We start from the raw sequence: 15404 nt of genomic DNA, 5'->3' as shown, positions 1-15404 counted from the left end.
GCATCGGGGAACCACCCTGATCGCACCCTGAGGAGCACCCCGTCACGAGGAGCGCGGCGGCCGTCCCTCCCCCGGCGGACCCGCGAACGCCTGGGCGGTCTCCATCCAGGCCCGCGCCGGCTCGCCGACGGCCTCCAGGCCGGTGTCCGACAGGTGGATGCGCTGGGTGACGACGAGGCAGAAGTCGAGCATGGGGCCGCGTACGACGCTCGCGGCGTCCGCGGGGCCGGCCGTCCAGACGTCGCCGCCGGGCATGACGAGCTCCACGCGCACCGGCTCGGCCGGCTGGGGCAGGCCGCGCACCGCGAAGCCGTACGGGCGGGCGCGGTAGCCGATCGTGGCGACGTGCCTGAGCCGGTCCGTGGGCTCCCTGACGACCCCGAGCGCGTCGGCCACGTCCTGGCCGTGCGCCCAGGTCTCCATCAGCCGCGCGGTGACGAAGGAGGCGGCCGACATGGGAGGCCCGAACCAGGGCACCCGGTCACGGGCGTCCAGTCCGGCGAAGACCTCCATGCTGCGCCCGCGCGCGGCACGGAACCACTCACGCAGCTCGTCCGGCGGCATGCCGCGCGCCTGGCGGGCGAGGTCGTCCACGGAGGTGACGGCGGACAGGCCGGCCGTGAAGCCGTCGGGGTCGGTGACGGCCCGGGTGGCGGCCTCGTCGAACCAGGCCAGATGGCTCACCTGGTCGCGGACGGCCCAGCCCGCGGCGGGCGTGGGCAGCTCCCAGTCGGCGTCCCGCAGCGGCTCCAGCAGCCGTTCCAGTGACGCGGTCTCGGCGCGCAGGTCGTCCAGCAACTCGGCCATGAGGTCCACGCGCGCCAGCCTAACCCGAACAACGTTCGGGGAGAATAATCGGAGGTGTGATCTGCGAGAGCTGCAAGGACAAGCGTCACGAGGACTGCCGCGGCGGCTCCTGGTGCGACTGCCAGCACCAGAGCCCCGAGCGGCCGGTGGAGTCCGAGCTCGACTGGCCGCGCCAGGGATAGCCCAGAAAACCGGCTCCCAACTCGGACAGTCCCACACTCTGGACCCGGTCTTGGACATCCCGGACCCCCAAGGTATCGTCGAAGGCATGCCAGCGGACCCCATGCTCGTCGGTCGACGCCACGTCGACCTCCAGCGTGTCCGCAGTGCCATCTGTTGCGACGCCCGCTAACTCCGCTTTTTCTCTGCCGCTGAGCGCGTCGCGACCCTCCTGGAACTCCCTGCCCCTCGATGACGAGGCCAGGTAGGGCCCTTGCGCGCGCCCATGAATCGAAGGACGCGCAATGAGCACCCCTGCCAGCCGCACACCCGCAAGCCGGCATCACAAGCGCCCGCGTGGCGAGGGCCAGTGGGCTCTCGGCTACCGGGAGCCGCTGAACAAGAACGAGGAGAACAAGAAGAACGACGACGGGCTCAACGTCCGCCAGCGCATCATCGACGTCTACTCCAAGCGCGGGTTCGACTCGATCGACCCGGCCGACCTGCGCGGCCGGATGCGCTGGTACGGCCTCTACACCCAGCGCAGGCCCGGCATCGACGGCGGCAAGACCGCGGTGCTGGAGCCGGAGGAGCTCGACGACCGCTACTTCATGCTGCGGGTGCGCATCGACGGCGGCCAGCTCGACCTGGCCCAGCTCCGCGCGATCGCCGACATCTCCAACGAGTACGGCCGCGGCACCGCCGACCTGACCGACCGCCAGAACATCCAGCTCCACTGGGTGGAGATCGAGTCGGTGCCGGACATCTGGGAGCGCCTGGAGGCCGTCGGCCTGTCGACGACGGAGGCGTGCGGTGACACGCCGCGCGTGATCCTGGGCTGCCCGCTGGCCGGCATCGACGTGGACGAGGTGCTGGACGCGAGCGAGCAGATCCGCGAGATCCAGGACCGGGTGGTCGGCAACCCCGCCTACTCGAACCTGCCGCGCAAGTTCAAGACCGCGCTGAGCGGCTGCCCGGCGCACTGCACGGTGCACGAGATCAACGACGTGGCCTTCGTCGGCGTCGTCAACGAGCACGGCGAGGCCGGCTACGACCTGTGGGTGGGCGGCGGCCTGTCCACCAACCCGATGCTCGGCAAGCGCCTCGGCGTGTTCGTCCGGCCCGAGCAGGCGGCCGACGTGCACGAGGGCGTGGTCGGCATCTTCCGCGACTACGGCTACCGCAGGCTGCGGCACCGGGCGCGGATCAAGTTCCTGGTCAACGACTGGGGCGTGGAGAAGTTCCGCGAGATCCTGGAGACCGAATACCTGAAGGCGCCGCTGCCCGACGGGCCCGCCCCCGAGCAGCCGCGCGGCAGCCGCCGCGACCACGTGGGCGTCTTCCCGCAGAAGGACGGCAACTTCTACGTCGGCTTCGCCCCCAAGGTCGGCCGGCTGGACGGCGACGCGCTGCACAGGATCGCCGACATCGCCGAGCGGCACGGCTCCGGCCGGGTGCGCACGACGGTCGAGCAGAAGATGGTCATCCTCGACGTCGCGCCCGACCAGGTCGACTCGATCGTGGCCGAGCTGGAGGCGAGCGACCTCCAGGTGCGACCCTCGACCTTCCGCCGCCAGACGATGGCGTGCACCGGCATCGAATACTGCAAGCTGGCCATCGTCGAGACCAAGGCCACCGCGGCGCAGCTCATCGACGAGCTGGAGCGCCGGCTGCCCGAGTTCGCCGAGCCGCTGACCATCAACGTCAACGGCTGCCCCAACTCCTGCGCCCGCATCCAGGTCGCCGACATCGGGCTGAAGGGCCAGCTCGTCGTGGACGAGAACGGCGACCAGGTCGAGGGCTACCAGATCCACCTGGGCGGCTCGCTCGGCGTCAACGCCGGCTTCGGCCGCAAGGTGCGCGGGCTGAAGACCACCGCCAAGGCCCTGCCCGACTACGTCGAGCGGGTGGTGAAGAACTTCGACGCCCAGCGCAAGGAGGGCGAGTCGTTCGCCGACTGGGTGCAGCGGGCCGACGAGGCGGACCTGCGATGAGCGAGCGCGCGGTTCCCTTCCACTGCCCGTACTGCGGTGACGAGGACCTGGAGCCCTACGAGGGCGACGGCGGCTGGTACTGCCGGTCCTGCGCCCGCGCTTTCAAGCTGAAGTTCCTGGGGATCGGAGTGACGAGATGACGCTGGTGGACATCGAGGTCGGTTTAAGAGATCAGCGCGGCACGCTCGACCTGCAGGACATCGTCGAGTCCGCCGCCACGTTCCTGGAGGGCGCCACCGCCAGGGAGATCATCCGCTGGGCGGCCGCCACGTTCGGCGACCGGCTCTGCCTGACCTCCTCGATGAGCGACGCGCTGCTGATCGACCTGGTGAGCAGGGTGAAGCCGGGCGTGGACGTGCTGTTCATCGACACGGGCTACCACTTCGCCGAGACCGTCGGCACGCGGGACGCGGTGCGCCAGGTCTACGACGTCAACGTGATCGACGTGAAGCCGTCGCGCACGGTGGCCGAGCAGGACCGCGACCTCGGGCCGCGGCTGTTCGGGCGCAACCCCGACCTGTGCTGCTACCTGCGCAAGGTGGAGCCGCTGAACCGGGCGCTGGAGCCGTACCTCGCGTGGATCTCCGGCATCCGGCGGGACGAGTCGCCGGCCCGCAAGGACGCGCGGGTCGTCGAGTGGGACGCCAAGCGCCAGATGGTGAAGGTCAACCCGATCGCCGCCTGGACGCAGGAGGACGTCGACAACTACATCGCCGACAACGGGGTGCTCATCAACCCGTTGCACTACGACAACTACCCCTCGATCGGGTGCGCGCCCTGCACGCGGCAGGTCGCCGAGGGGGAGGATCCGCGCAGCGGGCGCTGGGCGGGCCTGGGGAAGGTCGAATGCGGCATTCACCTGTGATCCCCGGAAGGGGTCTCGTCCCGTTGGCAGGCGGGACGGCCCCCGGTCGCGTGCCACTGGTGGCGGTGGCGCACGGGTCGCGTGACCCGCGTGCCGCCGCCACCGTGGCCGCGCTGCTCGACCAGGTGCCGCTGGACGTGCGGGTGGCGTACCTCGACCACTGCGCGCCGACGCTCGGGCAGGCCCTGCACGGCCTGGAGGAGGCCGTGGTGCTGCCGCTGCTGCTCACCGAGGCCTACCACAGCCGGGTGGACCTGCCGGCGGCGCTGAACGAGGCGCGGGCGCACCAGCCCCGGCTGCGCGTCCACTACGGGACGACGCTCGGGCCGCACCCGCTGCTGCGGGCCGCGCTGGAGCGGCGGCTGGCCGAGGCGGGCGTGCGGCCCGGCGACCCGGACACCGCCGTGGTGCTGGTGTCGGCCGGGTCCAGCGACGCGCGCGCGAACGCGGTCGTCTCGCGCATGGCGCGCGAGTGGCGGCGCGGCGGATGGTGGACGGTCCGGGCCGCGTACGCCTCGGCCGCCGGGCCCACGCCCGCGCAGGCCGTGGCGGAGCTGGTGCGGGCGGGCGCGCCCCGCGTGGTGGTGGCGCCGTACCTGCTGGCGCCCGGCTACTTCGCCGACAAGGTGCGGCGGGAGGCGCTGGAGGCGGGCGCCACCGTGGTGGCCGACGTGCTCGGCGCCGCGCCCGAGCTGGTGGACGTGCTGCTGGAGCGGTACGAGGGCGCGCAGCGCGACCCGGTGTCCCTGGTCGGCTGACCCCCGCCCTTGGGGTGTGTCAGTAGCCGCGCCCCATGCCGTCACGCCCCATGCCGTCGTGCTCGCCGCCGAGCTGGCGGCGCAGCTCGCGGCCCTCGTGCCGGAGCTGGCGGCCGAGCTCGCGCCAGTCGTCGCCGTGCAGCTGCCGCCAGTGCTCGCGCCAGGCGGCGAACCCGCGCCGCAGCGGCTTGGCCCGCGAGTCGCCGACCACCTTGACGTCGCCCATCACGGCGTAGGCGTGCACCCGCACCACGGGGACGTTCATGCCGGGCGCGGCCTCCAGCACGTCGATCTTCTTGTCGCCCATGATCGCCATGCCGTCGAGGTCGACGTGGACGCCGTCGGGGACGATGATCTTCACGTCGCCCATGACGGAGACGGCCGTGATCTCGACCAGGTCCGTGCGCACCTCGGCCTCGCGCAGGTCGAGCAGCACGTCGCCCATCACGGCGACCGCGCCGAGCTCCTGGTCGACGCGCCACGAGCCGCGCCGCTTGGTGTCGCCCATCACCCCGACGAACCACCGCCGCTTGCGCTCCGGCCGCCCGGACACGGGTGCAGGCGCGGGCACGGCGCCGCCGGCCGGGAGGTCCTGGGTGAGCAGCGCGAGCTCGGCATGCGTGGTGGCGGAGTAGGCGGCCTCCGTGCGGTCGGTCAGCTCGACCAGCGTGAGCCTGCCCTCCACCGAGGCGACGCGGAGTTGTTCGACGACGGCCTCGCGCTCGGCGTCGGACGCGCGGACCCCACCAGGATCGGTCATACTCGCAACATATCGCGTTTCGTCGGCGGCTGACTCCTCCCCCAGGAGGAGTTGCCGCCCGCCGAAGGATGCACGCCCCCGCGTCGGGGACCTGTCGCGGCTTGGCCCAGTGCGCGGCCTCACCAGGCTAGGGTCCGTGTCATGCATGAGGAACAGCTCTACCGCGCGGCGTTGAACGGCGAGACCGACACGGTGGCCAAGCTGCTCGCCGCCGGCGCCGACCCCAACAGGCCCAGCGAGGGCGAGGAGGAGGGCCTGCCGCTCTGCGCGGCCGCCGCATGGGACCGCGAGGAGGTCGCCGAGACGCTGCTCGCCGCCGGGGCCGAGGTGAACGGGCGGGAGGCCGGCGGCTGGACGGCGTTGCTCTGGGCGGCCGCCAACGGCCAGGCCGCCGTCGCCCGGCTGCTGGTCGAGGCGGGGGCCGACGTCGACGCGACCAACGACGACGGCGACACCCCGCTCACCCTGGCCGCCAGGCGCGGCGCGCTCGGCGTGACGCAGGTGCTGCTGGAGGCGGGCGCGGACGCCGGCAAGTACGACGGCGACGGCGACACGCCGCTGGACATCGCCGCCGACTGGGTGGGCGTGCACCTGGAGAGCGCGCTGCTCGACCAGATCGAGCAGGACGGCTGGGAGTACGTCGTGGCCCGCCAGTACGCCAAGGACGGCACCGAGCTGGTCACCGTGGCCGGCCGCTCCCCCGACGGCGAGCACAGCGAGCAGGTCCAGGCGCAGCGCGGCCACGCCGCGATCGCGACCCTGCTGGAGGACGCCGCGGGCGTCGAGACGCCGGTCGAGCGGCTGGTGGCGCGGGCGCTGGCGCACCGCGACGTCGACGAGGACGCCGAGACCTGGTGGATCGTGGCCGACATGCTGGCCAAGCGGGCCGACGACGACACCTACGAGGCGCTGGCCCGGCTGTGCGTGAGCGAGGACGCGAGGGAGCGCGAGTTCGGCGTGGACGCGATCGCGCAGTTCGGCTTCGCCGACGGCGAGAAGCCCTACCTGGAGCGTACGCTGCCGCTGCTGCTCAAGATGGTCACCACGGAGGGCAACGGGCAGGTGCTGCGCTCGGTGCTGGCCGCGCTCGGCCACCAGGGCGACCCGCGGGCGCTGCCCGCGGTGCTCGACATCATCGGCCGCCCGGAGCACAAGCGCACGATGACCGACCCGATCGCGCTGGCCGACGTGCTGCCCCCGGACCACGAGGAAGGGCTGGCCCTGCTGATCGAGATGAGCGAGGACGACGACGCCGAGGTGCGCGACTGGGCGACGTCCGGGCTGGCCGGGCTCGACGCCGACACGCCGCGCATCCGCGAGGCGCTGGCGGCCCGGCTGGGCGACGCCGACCTGCGTACGGTGGCCGAGGCCACGCGCGGGCTCGCCGTGCGCGGCGACGACCGCGCCGCCCAGGGCACCGCGCGGGTGCTCGCCGAGAGCGACGACGAGTACGCGCGCGACCTCGTCACCCAGCCCCTGGCCTGACCGGCGCCGCCGGAGACGGTCACGGGACGCCGCCGCCGTTGAGCACGCGCACCACCCAGTCGAGGGTGCCCGTGCTCAGCGCCTCCTCCGCGAGCCGCTTGCCGGTGGTGGTCGTGATCGCGGCCAGCGAGCTGTCGATCCACCCTTGCGTGTTGTGGTTGCCCTGCTCGCGGTACTCGACGGCCTGGAGGAGGCATTCCAGCTTGTCGGCGTCGCGCGCGCAGACGGCCTCGATGCTGGTCTTCTCCTCGTACTCGGCGACCGCGTCGCGCACCATGTCGGCCACCGGCCCGGCGACGTTGCGCGTCTGGTCGGCGGTGACCTCCTCGTTGGAGGCCGCCTTGAGATAGCGCTTGCCGAGGTAGGGGATGTCGGTGACGCGCGTCTCCTGCGAGTCGTGGAACAGCGCCATGAACGCCGCCCGCTGCGGGTCGCCGCCCTCCAGCCTGGCGATCACGGCCGCGATGACCGCCGTGCGGAAGGAGTGGTCGGCCACGCTCTCCGGGTCGCGTACGCCCGCGACCAGCCATCCCGTGCGCTTGTAGCGCTTGAGCAGACCGAACTCGTACAGCAGGTCCGTCAGCCCTGTCACGTCGCTCGCCACGATGAGCCCCCTCTCGTCATGCGCCCCGAGCCCGAACGTGCGCGGGGTGCAGATGTACCCAGCGAGGCGGCGGCTCACCCTCCCGGTCAGGGGCCGGAGAGCGCGGGGGCGGTGCGGAGGACGTCGGCGGCGAGGGCGCGGTCGCCGGTGACCGTCGCGGGGAACGTGGCGGGATCGCCGCGGCCGCCGAGCAGGAAGCAGAAGGCGCGGACGTCCGCCGTCAGATGCGCGTCGGGCTCGCCCGGCGTGGTCTCCTCGACGCCCAGGGGCAGCAGCCACTCGCCCCCGCCGGGCCCGGTCAGCGTGAGCCGCAGCGTACGGCCCGAGCCGTCCAGCCCCGCGAAGAGCATCGTCCAGGGCAGCAGCCGCGCGCACAGGTCGGCGGTCGGCCGGATGTGCTCGGGGATCGGGTCGGGCAGCCGGACGCCTGCCGCGCGGGCCGCGTCGTCGGCGTGGATCCACGTCTCCAGGCCGCGCCCGAGCACGTGGTCGCGCACCGGCACCTCCAGCCCGTCCAGGGTGGCGGGGGCGGTCTCCGGCAGCCCGGCGAGGTGCCGGCAGAGGGCGTCGGCCTGCGCCCGCCAGTCGCGCCGCGTCTGCTCGGGGCTGCGCGCCCGCTCGTACGCCTGCACGTCGCCGGTGCGCCCCATCGCGTCGAGCGCCCGCAGCGGCGGGCCGAGGACGGGGGCGCCCACGGAGGCGGCCAGCAGCCCGTCCTTCGCGGCGAGGTGCGCGACGAGCTCCTGGAGCGTCCATCCTTCGACGACGACGCGCGCCCAGTCGTCGTCCCCTGCCGTGGCGAGCAGGGCGTCCATGGCGGCCACCCGGCCCGCGTACGGGGCCGCCCACGAGGCCGTGGCGGCCGCGGGCCTGCGCCGTGCCCGGGCCCCGGCCAGGAGCTGGGGCCGCAGCGAGTGGGCCGGCACCGCCGGCTCCTCCATCAGCGCGTCCAGGTAGAGACGCTCGACGGGGTCCATCACACCTCTTCCTCCGCCAGCGCGTCCGCCAGCCGCCTGAGTGCCAGCCGGATGCGCGATTTGGCCGTGCCCTCGGGCACGCCCAGTTCCTCCCCGACCTGCCGGTACGTCCGGCCGCCGTAATAGGCCAGCTCGACCGCCTGACGTAATCCGTCGGGCAGCTCGGTCACCGCCTGGCGTACGCGTTCGGCCTCGTCGGTGGCGAGCACGCCGTCCTCCAGCCGGGCCGGCTCGCGCTCGAAGAGCCGGGGGCCGAGCGCCGAGACCCGCCGCCGCTCCTCGGCGCGCACGTGGTCCACCGCCCGCCGATGGGCGATGGTCGCGAGCCAGGCGCGCAGCGTGCCCCGGTCGGGGTCGTAGGCGAGCGGCCGCTCCCAGAAGACGAGGAACACCTCCTGGGTGATGTCCTCGGCGATCACCCGGTCCCTGGTGACCCGCAGGGACAGGCCGAAGATCAGCGGGGAGAGCCGATCGTAGACCTCGCCCAGCGCGGACTCGTCGCCGCCGACCACCCGCTGGTGCAACAGGCGGTCGTCGTACGGTGCCTCCACTGGCACCACGCTCCCGTTGTATCCGGACCCAGGCGGCAGGTGCGCCGCGACCCGAGCATGTCATTATTCGCCGCAAAAGTAGAGCCGGATGAGTGCCTCGCCGGATTCGCCGCTCCCGGGGGCAGGGTTCCTGACAGGGTAGGGTCGGAAGTCCGTACAGGAGGGAGCACGTCAATGGCCACCACCCGCACCGCGACCACGCAGTGGAAGGGCGCGCTGCTCGACGGGTCGGGCACCGTCTCGCTCGACACCTCGGGCGTGGGCACGTTCGAGGTCTCGTGGCCGTCGAGGGCGGAGGCGGCCAACGGCAAGACCTCCCCCGAGGAGCTGATCGCGGCGGCCCACTCGTCCTGCTTCTCGATGGCGCTCTCGCACGGCCTGGCCGGCGCGGGCACGCCGCCGGAGTCGCTACGGACCAGCGCGGACGTCACCTTCCAGCCCGGCGAGGGCATCACCGGCATCGTGCTGAGCGTGCAGGGGCAGGTCCCCGGCATCACGGCCGAGCAGTTCCAGCAGGCCGCCGAGACGGCCAAGGCCAACTGCCCGGTGAGCAAGGCGCTGGCCGGCACCACGATCACGCTCAAGGCCGAGCTGCTCTGAAACGTCATCCACGGCGCCGGTATCCTTCCGGCGCCGTGCAGGTGAGGGCATCCGCACATTGAGAGACCAAAACCGGCTTCCCATGCGACAATTGGGCCACATGCGCGAGGTCTGGCCGGGGCAGCCCTATCCACTCGGCGCTACCTGGGACGGCGTTGGCACGAGCTTTGCGGTGTTCTCAGAGGTCGCCGAGCGGGTCGAGCTTTGCCTCTTTCACGATGACGGCTCCGAGGATCGGGTGGAGCTCCCTGAGGTCGACGGGTTCGTCTGGCATGGCTACCTGCCGGGCATCCAGCCGGGCCAGCGGTACGGCTACCGCGTCCACGGCCCCTACGCCCCTCAGCACGGGCACCGGTGCAACCCGAGCAAGCTGCTGCTCGATCCCTACGCCAAGGCCATCGACGGCGAGCTGACCTGGAACCAGGCGCTGTTCCCCTACTACTTCACCGATCCCGGGCGGCGCAACACCGAGGACAGCGCCCCCTACATGCCGAAGAACGTGGTGATCAACCCGTTCTTCGAGTGGGGCAACGACCGGTCGCCGGGCGTCCCCTACCACCAGACGGTGATCTACGAGGCGCACGTGCGCGGGCTGACGATGCGTCATCCCGACGTGCCGCCCGAGCTGCGGGGCACCTACGCAGGGATGGGCCATCCGGCGGTCATCGACCACCTGCTGTCGCTGGGGGTCACGGCGGTCGAGCTGATGCCGGTGCACCACTACGTGCCCGAGCACTTCCTGGTCGCCCGCGGGCTCACCAACTACTGGGGCTACAACACCATCGCCTACCTCGCCCCGCACGGCCGCTACTCCAGCAGCGGCACCCGGGGGCAGCAGGTGCTGGAGTTCAAGGCCATGGTGCGGGCGCTGCACGAGGCGGGCATCGAGGTCATTCTCGACGTGGTCTACAACCACACCGCCGAGGGTGACCACATGGGCCCGACGCTGGGCTTCCGCGGCATCGACAACGCCGCCTACTACCGCCTGCACGACGGCGACCGGCGCTACTACCTCGACTACACCGGGTGCGGCAACTCGCTCAACGTGCGCTCCCCGCACGCCCTGCAGCTCATCATGGACTCGCTGCGCTACTGGGTGCTCGAGATGCACGTCGACGGGTTCCGCTTCGACCTGGCCTCGGCGCTGGCCCGTGAGCTGCACGACGTCGACCGGCTGAGCGCCTTCTTCGACCTCATCCAGCAGGACCCGGTGATCTCGCAGGTCAAGCTGATCGCCGAGCCGTGGGACGTCGGGCCGGGCGGCTACCAGGTGGGCAACTTCCCGCCGCTGTGGACGGAGTGGAACGGCAAATATCGCGATATCGTTCGCGATTTCTGGCGGGGGACGCACTCGGCGCTGCCCGAGTTCGCCTCCCGGCTGACCGGCTCGGCCGACCTCTACGAGTCCTCCGGCCGCCGCCCGGTCGCCTCCATCAACTTCGTGACCTGCCACGACGGGTTCACGCTGAGCGACCTGGTCTCCTACGACCACAAGCACAACGAGGACAACGGCGAGGACAACCGCGACGGCACCAACGACAACCGCTCCTGGAACTGCGGCGCCGAGGGCCCGGTCGAGGACCCGGAGATCGTGGCGCTGCGCCGCCGCCAGCGCCGCAACTTCCTGGCCACGCTGTTCCTGTCGCAGGGCGTGCCGATGCTCTCCCACGGCGACGAGATCGGCCGCACCCAGCACGGCAACAACAACGCCTATTGCCAGGACAACGAGCTGGCCTGGGTCGACTGGTCGAGGGTGCGCACCGAGTCCGACCTGCTGGAGTTCGTCCGCGCGCTGGCGAAGCTGCGCCGCGAGCACCCGGTCTTCCAGCGCCGCCGCTTCTTCCACGGCCGCCATCCCGACAACGGTGACCGCGACCTGGTGTGGCTCACGCCGGGCGGCTCCGAGATGACGGCCGGCGACTGGCACATCGGCTACGCCAAGTCGCTCATGGTCTATCTCAACGGCGAGGCGATCACCGAGCCGGGGCCGCGGGGCGAGCGCATCGTGGACGACTCGTTCCTGCTGCTGATCAACGCCCACCACGAGAACATGCCGTTCACGCTGCCGGGGCCGGAGTGCGGCAGCGGCTGGCTGCCGGTGCTCGACACCGCCCACGACTCGATCGAGGACCTCTTCGCCGAGCCGTGGCAGCCGGCGGGAGGCGTGGTGACGGTCACCTCGCGCTCGCTCCAGGTGCTCCGCCGCCCGCGCGAGGCCCAGTAGCGAGGGGCCGTCAGAAGACGCGGGCGGCGCTGGCCGTGAGGAACACCAGCGCGAACACGGTCACCCCGGCGAGGCCGTGCAGCGCCACCGCCAGCACGGGCAGCCCGGACACGGCGTCCCCGTGCCTCCCGCTGCCGAGCCACCTGGTGAACATCACGAACCCCAGCAGCGCCGTCGCCGCCAGCCCGGCCGTGGCCAGCCAGGCGAGGGTCCGGCTGCCGGTGGCCAGCGCGGCGGCCCAGCAGGCCATCGCCGACACCGCGAGCGCGGGGTGGGAGAGGATCAGCGCCAGCGGGAAGCGGGTGACCTTGGCCCGGCGGCCTCCGCCGCCCGCCAGCCAGCGGCGCAGCAGGTACGCCCCGGCGAGCGCGGCGATCGTCCACGTTCCGGCGGTGACCAGACCCATGGGCCCTCTCCCCCTGTCGTCCCATGCCTGCCTTGACGTCACTTGACGTTAATCGTCACGTTAAGCAGAGCGTCGGCGTTATGTCTGCCGATACACAAAGGTGCGATATGACCGAGACCGGCGGACGCCCCCGGGCCGGTTGTCGGTGGCGTGTGCCAAGGTAGAGGGGTGCGGCGCATCCTTCCCGACATTTACGACAATCCGGACATCGCCCAGGCGTACGCCTATCCCGAGGGCCGGCCGTGGCTGCGGCTCAACATGGTCTCCAGCGCCGACGGCGCCGCCTGGCTCAAGGGCCGCTCCGGCGGCCTGTCCACCCGTGGCGACAAGCGCGTCTTCCAGGTCCTGCGCGGTCTCGCCGACGTCGTCATGGCGGGCGCGGCCACCGTGCGCACCGAGGGCTACCGCCCGATCGAGCCGCGCGCCTCCTGGGCGGACCTCCGCGCGGGCCGCCCCGACGTGCCCCCGATCGCGGTCGTCTCCCGCACCCTCGACCTCGACCCCCGCCACCCGCTGTTCACCGGCGCGCCCAGCCGCACCCTCGTCATCACCTGCGAGGCCGCGCCGCGCGAGCGGCGGGCCGAGCTGGCCAAGGGCTGCGACGTCATCGTGGCCGGCGACGAGAGCGTCGACCTGCGCGAGGGCGTGGCGCGGCTGCACGAGCGCGGTCTCGGCCGCATCCTGTGCGAGGGCGGTCCTCTCGTCAACGCCCAGCTCTCGGCCGCCGGGCTGGTCGACGAGCTGTGCCTGACGATCAGCCCGCTGCTGGTCGGCGGCGACGCGGCGCGCATCCAGAACGGCGAGGCCGCGCTGGTCGGCCTGGACCTCGTCCAGGTGCTGGAGGAGGAGGGGGCCCTCTTCTGCAGATACGTCACGGGGAAGGAAGATCACGCATGACCACGGACCCGACAGTCAACGCGGCGCCGGCCGAGGAGCCCGAGCCGGAGCCGGTGCCCAACCTGGTCGTACGCCCGCCGGTGCCGCCCATGCTGGCCAAACCGGTCAAGGCCATGCCCAGGCAGGACGGCAACCTCTTCTACGAGCCCAAGTGGGACGGCTTCCGCTGCATCATCTTCCGCGACGGCGACGAGGTCTACCTCGGCAGCCGCAAGGAGCGGCCGTTCACCCGCTACTTCCCGGAGATCGTCGAGGCGGTGAAGGCCGAGCTGCCCGACAAGGTGGTGATGGACGGCGAGATCGTGCTGCCCAGGGGCTCGCAGCTCGACTTCGACGCCCTGCAGCAGCGCATCCATCCGGCCAAGTCGCGGGTGAAGCTGCTGTCGGAGGAGACGCCCGCCCAGTTCATCGCCTTCGACCTGCTGGCCATCGGCGAGGAGTCGCTGATGGAGGCGCCGTTCGCCGAGCGCCGGGCCCGGCTGACCGAGCTGTTCACCAAGGACGGCGGCTCGATCCGGCTGACGCCGGTGACGACCGACGACCGGCAGGCGGACGAGTGGTTCGAGACGTTCGAGGGGGCGGGGCTCGACGGGATCATCGTCAAGCCCGGCGACCAGCCGTACGTCCCGGACAAGCGCACCATGTTCAAGGTCAAGCACGAGCGCACGGCCGACGTCGTGGTGTGCGGCTACCGCGAGCACAAGTCGGGGCCGATCGTCGGCTCGCTGCTGCTCGGCCTCTACGGCGACGACGGCAAGCTGCACCACGTCGGGGTGGCGGCGTCGTTCCCGATGGCGCGCCGGGCCGAGCTGGTGGAGGAGCTGCGGCCGCTCATCGCCGACCTCGGCGAGCACCCGTGGGGGCACTGGGCCGAGGCGGCGCAGGCCAACGTGGGGCAGCCGGCCGCCGGGCCGTCGAGGGGCGGCCAGCGCGTGCCGGGCGCGGTGTCGCGGTGGAACGCCAAGAAGGACCTGTCGTTCATCCCGCTGCGGCCGGAGCGGGTGATGGAGGTCGCCTACGACCAGATGGAGGGCGACCGGTTCCGGCACACGGCCCATTTCCGGCGGTGGCGGCCGGACCGCACGCCGGAGTCGTGCACGTACGAGCAGCTGGAGCGTCCGGTCAGTTACAACCTCGATGACATCCTTGCCCACTGAGCGGAATGCCCCAATAGTCTCTAGGCATGAGCACTGGGGATGAGTTGAAGGCCGCTGTCTCGGCTCGCCGAGACTTAGGGCCCGACTTCGAGGACGCCATCGTGGAGTCGTTCCTCGACAAGATGGGCAAGGAGGTCGACCGGCGGGTGGACGAGCGCCTGGCCCAGGCCGGCCCGAAGGCGTCGGCCCAGCGCCGGTCGAACGACGGACAGCGGCTCGCCCTGGCCATCGTCTCCCTGTCCCTGGGCACGGTCGCCACGCTGACGCTGGCGCTCGTGGGCGAGGGGCAGAGATTCCTCCTCATACCCGTCTGGGTCGGCATCATCATCGTGAACGTGGTCTTCAACAACGGCCGGGGCAAGGACTGAGCGCCGCCGGCCGCGGGCGTCAGTCGAGCCAGACGAGGCCCGCGAACCGGCCGCCCGGCTGCTCGCGGCGGTGGGAGTAGAGCTCCCTCGACTCGATGGTGCAGCGCGCGTCGTGCCGGATCTCCGCCAGCCCGGCCGCCCTGAGCTGGGCCTCGATGCCGGCCCGCAGGTCGAGCGCGGGCGTCTGCCACGACGTCGTGGACCACGTCTCCGGCACCTTCGCGGCCACGCGCTCGCGCAGCTCGGCGGGCACCTCGTAGCAGCGGCCGCACGCGCCGGGGCCGATCAGCGCGACCATCCGGCCCGGCTCGGCGCCCTTCGCCGCCATCGCCGTCACCAGCGCCGTCGCGATGCCCGCCTCGGTGCCGGGGCGGCCGGAGTGCGCGGCGCCCACCATGCGCGCGACCGGGTCGGCCACCAGCACCGCCGGGCAGTCGGCGCCGAGCGAGGCCAGCGCCAGCCGGGGCTCGGTGGTGAACACGCCGTCGAGCGGCGGCGGGTCGTCGCCGAACGGCTCGCTCACGTACGCGACGTCGGCGCTGTGGACCTGGCGCATGTAGACCACGGCCCGCACGCCCAGCTCGGCCGCGACACCGGCGCGGTTGGCGCGCACGGCGGCCGGGTCGTCGCCGACCATGCCGCCGAGGTTGCGCGAGCCGTAGGGCGGGGCGCTGACGCCCCCGTGCCGGTCGGTGACGGCGACGTGCACTCCGGGGGCCAGTTGCATACCCCGATCCTAGAACGCCCCCGGCCCCGCCTCGCCTGGCCCCTTCTGTCAAGCAAGCATATGCT

Annotated in this window: 19 protein-coding genes; 12 read left to right on the top strand and 7 right to left on the bottom strand. The window is 72.3% G+C overall.

Annotated elements, in window-relative coordinates; all coding sequences use genetic code 11:
• Nucleotides 1-42: 42 nt before the first annotated feature.
• Entirely contained in the window at nucleotides 43-816 is a 774-nt protein-coding gene (locus ACBR40_RS17695) for a TIGR03084 family metal-binding protein (protein WP_371249424.1), read from the bottom strand.
• Between the two features lie 47 nt (nucleotides 817-863).
• Between ACBR40_RS17695 and ACBR40_RS17690 the strand changes: the two genes are divergently transcribed.
• The 6 genes from ACBR40_RS17690 (at nucleotide 864) to ACBR40_RS17665 (ending at nucleotide 4583) form a co-directional block, all read left to right on the top strand.
• Nucleotides 864-989, top strand: a complete 126-nt coding sequence (locus tag ACBR40_RS17690) for a hypothetical protein (RefSeq protein WP_344212208.1) — start codon at nucleotides 864-866, stop codon at nucleotides 987-989.
• An 86-nt stretch (nucleotides 990-1075) separates the two neighbouring features.
• Nucleotides 1076-1159 carry a putative leader peptide gene (locus ACBR40_RS17685; protein WP_311132608.1) on the top strand — a complete coding sequence of 28 codons (84 nt, stop codon included), beginning with the start codon at nucleotides 1076-1078 and terminating at the stop codon, nucleotides 1157-1159.
• A 112-nt stretch (nucleotides 1160-1271) separates the two neighbouring features.
• Nucleotides 1272-2960, top strand: coding sequence for a nitrite/sulfite reductase (locus ACBR40_RS17680; RefSeq protein ID WP_344212210.1), 1689 nt, complete (start codon nucleotides 1272-1274; stop codon nucleotides 2958-2960).
• A complete protein-coding gene (locus ACBR40_RS17675; protein WP_329573976.1) occupies nucleotides 2957-3100 on the top strand; it encodes an Insertion element protein in 144 nt (47 codons plus the stop codon). Before ACBR40_RS17680 ends, ACBR40_RS17675 begins: the two co-directional genes overlap by 4 nt.
• Nucleotides 3097-3825, top strand: coding sequence for a phosphoadenylyl-sulfate reductase (locus ACBR40_RS17670; RefSeq protein ID WP_020540752.1), 729 nt, complete (start codon nucleotides 3097-3099; stop codon nucleotides 3823-3825). The genes ACBR40_RS17675 and ACBR40_RS17670 overlap by 4 nt, the downstream gene beginning before the upstream one ends.
• Before the next feature lie 59 nt (nucleotides 3826-3884).
• Complete coding sequence (locus ACBR40_RS17665) at nucleotides 3885-4583, top strand: sirohydrochlorin chelatase (protein ID WP_371249423.1); 699 nt, start codon at nucleotides 3885-3887, stop codon at nucleotides 4581-4583.
• Nucleotides 4584-4602: 19 nt separating this feature from the next.
• On the opposite strand, the gene ACBR40_RS17660 is transcribed toward ACBR40_RS17665, so the two are convergent.
• The gene (locus ACBR40_RS17660) at nucleotides 4603-5343 is read right to left on the bottom strand and encodes a DUF1707 domain-containing protein (RefSeq protein WP_371249422.1); all 741 of its coding nucleotides are present in this window, start codon (nucleotides 5341-5343) and stop codon (nucleotides 4603-4605) included.
• Between the two features lie 141 nt (nucleotides 5344-5484).
• On the opposite strand from ACBR40_RS17660, the gene ACBR40_RS17655 reads away from it, so the two are divergent.
• On the top strand, nucleotides 5485-6828 hold the full coding sequence (locus ACBR40_RS17655; RefSeq protein ID WP_371249421.1) for an ankyrin repeat domain-containing protein: 1344 nt from the start codon (nucleotides 5485-5487) through the stop codon (nucleotides 6826-6828).
• Nucleotides 6829-6847: 19 nt separating this feature from the next.
• On the opposite strand, the gene ACBR40_RS17650 is transcribed toward ACBR40_RS17655, so the two are convergent.
• From ACBR40_RS17650 to ACBR40_RS17640, 3 genes are all read right to left on the bottom strand, one after another.
• Nucleotides 6848-7432, bottom strand: a complete 585-nt coding sequence (locus ACBR40_RS17650; protein WP_344212219.1) for an HD domain-containing protein — start codon at nucleotides 7430-7432, stop codon at nucleotides 6848-6850.
• 86 nt (nucleotides 7433-7518) lie between these two features.
• The gene (locus tag ACBR40_RS17645) at nucleotides 7519-8409 is read right to left on the bottom strand and encodes a maleylpyruvate isomerase family mycothiol-dependent enzyme (RefSeq protein ID WP_371249420.1); all 891 of its coding nucleotides are present in this window, start codon (nucleotides 8407-8409) and stop codon (nucleotides 7519-7521) included.
• Nucleotides 8409-8960: a sigma-70 family RNA polymerase sigma factor gene (locus tag ACBR40_RS17640; protein WP_371249419.1), complete on the bottom strand. Its 552-nt coding sequence runs from the start codon at nucleotides 8958-8960 to the stop codon at nucleotides 8409-8411. The genes ACBR40_RS17645 and ACBR40_RS17640 overlap by 1 nt, the downstream gene beginning before the upstream one ends.
• Before the next feature lie 174 nt (nucleotides 8961-9134).
• Between ACBR40_RS17640 and ACBR40_RS17635 the strand changes: the two genes are divergently transcribed.
• A complete protein-coding gene (locus ACBR40_RS17635; protein ID WP_329573962.1) occupies nucleotides 9135-9560 on the top strand; it encodes an OsmC family protein in 426 nt (141 codons plus the stop codon).
• 100 nt (nucleotides 9561-9660) lie between these two features.
• Nucleotides 9661-11784 carry a glycogen debranching protein GlgX gene (glgX, locus tag ACBR40_RS17630; protein ID WP_371249418.1) on the top strand — a complete coding sequence of 708 codons (2124 nt, stop codon included), beginning with the start codon at nucleotides 9661-9663 and terminating at the stop codon, nucleotides 11782-11784.
• Between the two features lie 10 nt (nucleotides 11785-11794).
• Here the strand turns inward: glgX and ACBR40_RS17625 are convergent, their stop codons facing one another.
• The gene (locus tag ACBR40_RS17625; protein ID WP_344212227.1) at nucleotides 11795-12190 is read right to left on the bottom strand and encodes a hypothetical protein; all 396 of its coding nucleotides are present in this window, start codon (nucleotides 12188-12190) and stop codon (nucleotides 11795-11797) included.
• 168 nt (nucleotides 12191-12358) lie between these two features.
• Here ACBR40_RS17625 and ACBR40_RS17620 point away from each other — a divergent pair, with 168 nt between their 5' ends.
• Genes ACBR40_RS17620 through ACBR40_RS17610 form a run of 3 tightly spaced genes read left to right on the top strand, consistent with a single transcriptional unit; the run spans nucleotide 12359 to nucleotide 14612 of the window.
• A complete protein-coding gene (locus ACBR40_RS17620; RefSeq protein ID WP_371249417.1) occupies nucleotides 12359-13087 on the top strand; it encodes a pyrimidine reductase family protein in 729 nt (242 codons plus the stop codon).
• A complete protein-coding gene (locus ACBR40_RS17615) occupies nucleotides 13084-14244 on the top strand; it encodes an ATP-dependent DNA ligase (protein WP_344212231.1) in 1161 nt (386 codons plus the stop codon). The genes ACBR40_RS17620 and ACBR40_RS17615 overlap by 4 nt, the downstream gene beginning before the upstream one ends.
• A 26-nt stretch (nucleotides 14245-14270) precedes the next feature.
• Nucleotides 14271-14612 (top strand): hypothetical protein, encoded by a 342-nt coding sequence (locus ACBR40_RS17610; RefSeq protein WP_344212233.1) that lies wholly within the window; start codon nucleotides 14271-14273, stop codon nucleotides 14610-14612.
• Nucleotides 14613-14631: 19 nt separating this feature from the next.
• On the opposite strand, the gene pgeF is transcribed toward ACBR40_RS17610, so the two are convergent.
• Nucleotides 14632-15339: a peptidoglycan editing factor PgeF gene (gene pgeF, locus ACBR40_RS17605; protein WP_329573950.1), complete on the bottom strand. Its 708-nt coding sequence runs from the start codon at nucleotides 15337-15339 to the stop codon at nucleotides 14632-14634.
• Between the last annotated feature and the right edge of the window lie 65 nt (nucleotides 15340-15404).

It is taken from the genome of Nonomuraea sp. AD125B (genome assembly GCF_041402765.1).
Classification (GTDB): domain Bacteria; phylum Actinomycetota; class Actinomycetes; order Streptosporangiales; family Streptosporangiaceae; genus Nonomuraea; species Nonomuraea bangladeshensis.
The sequence above is the reverse complement of the archived record's forward strand: the minus strand, read 5'-3'. Positions and strand labels throughout refer to the sequence as shown.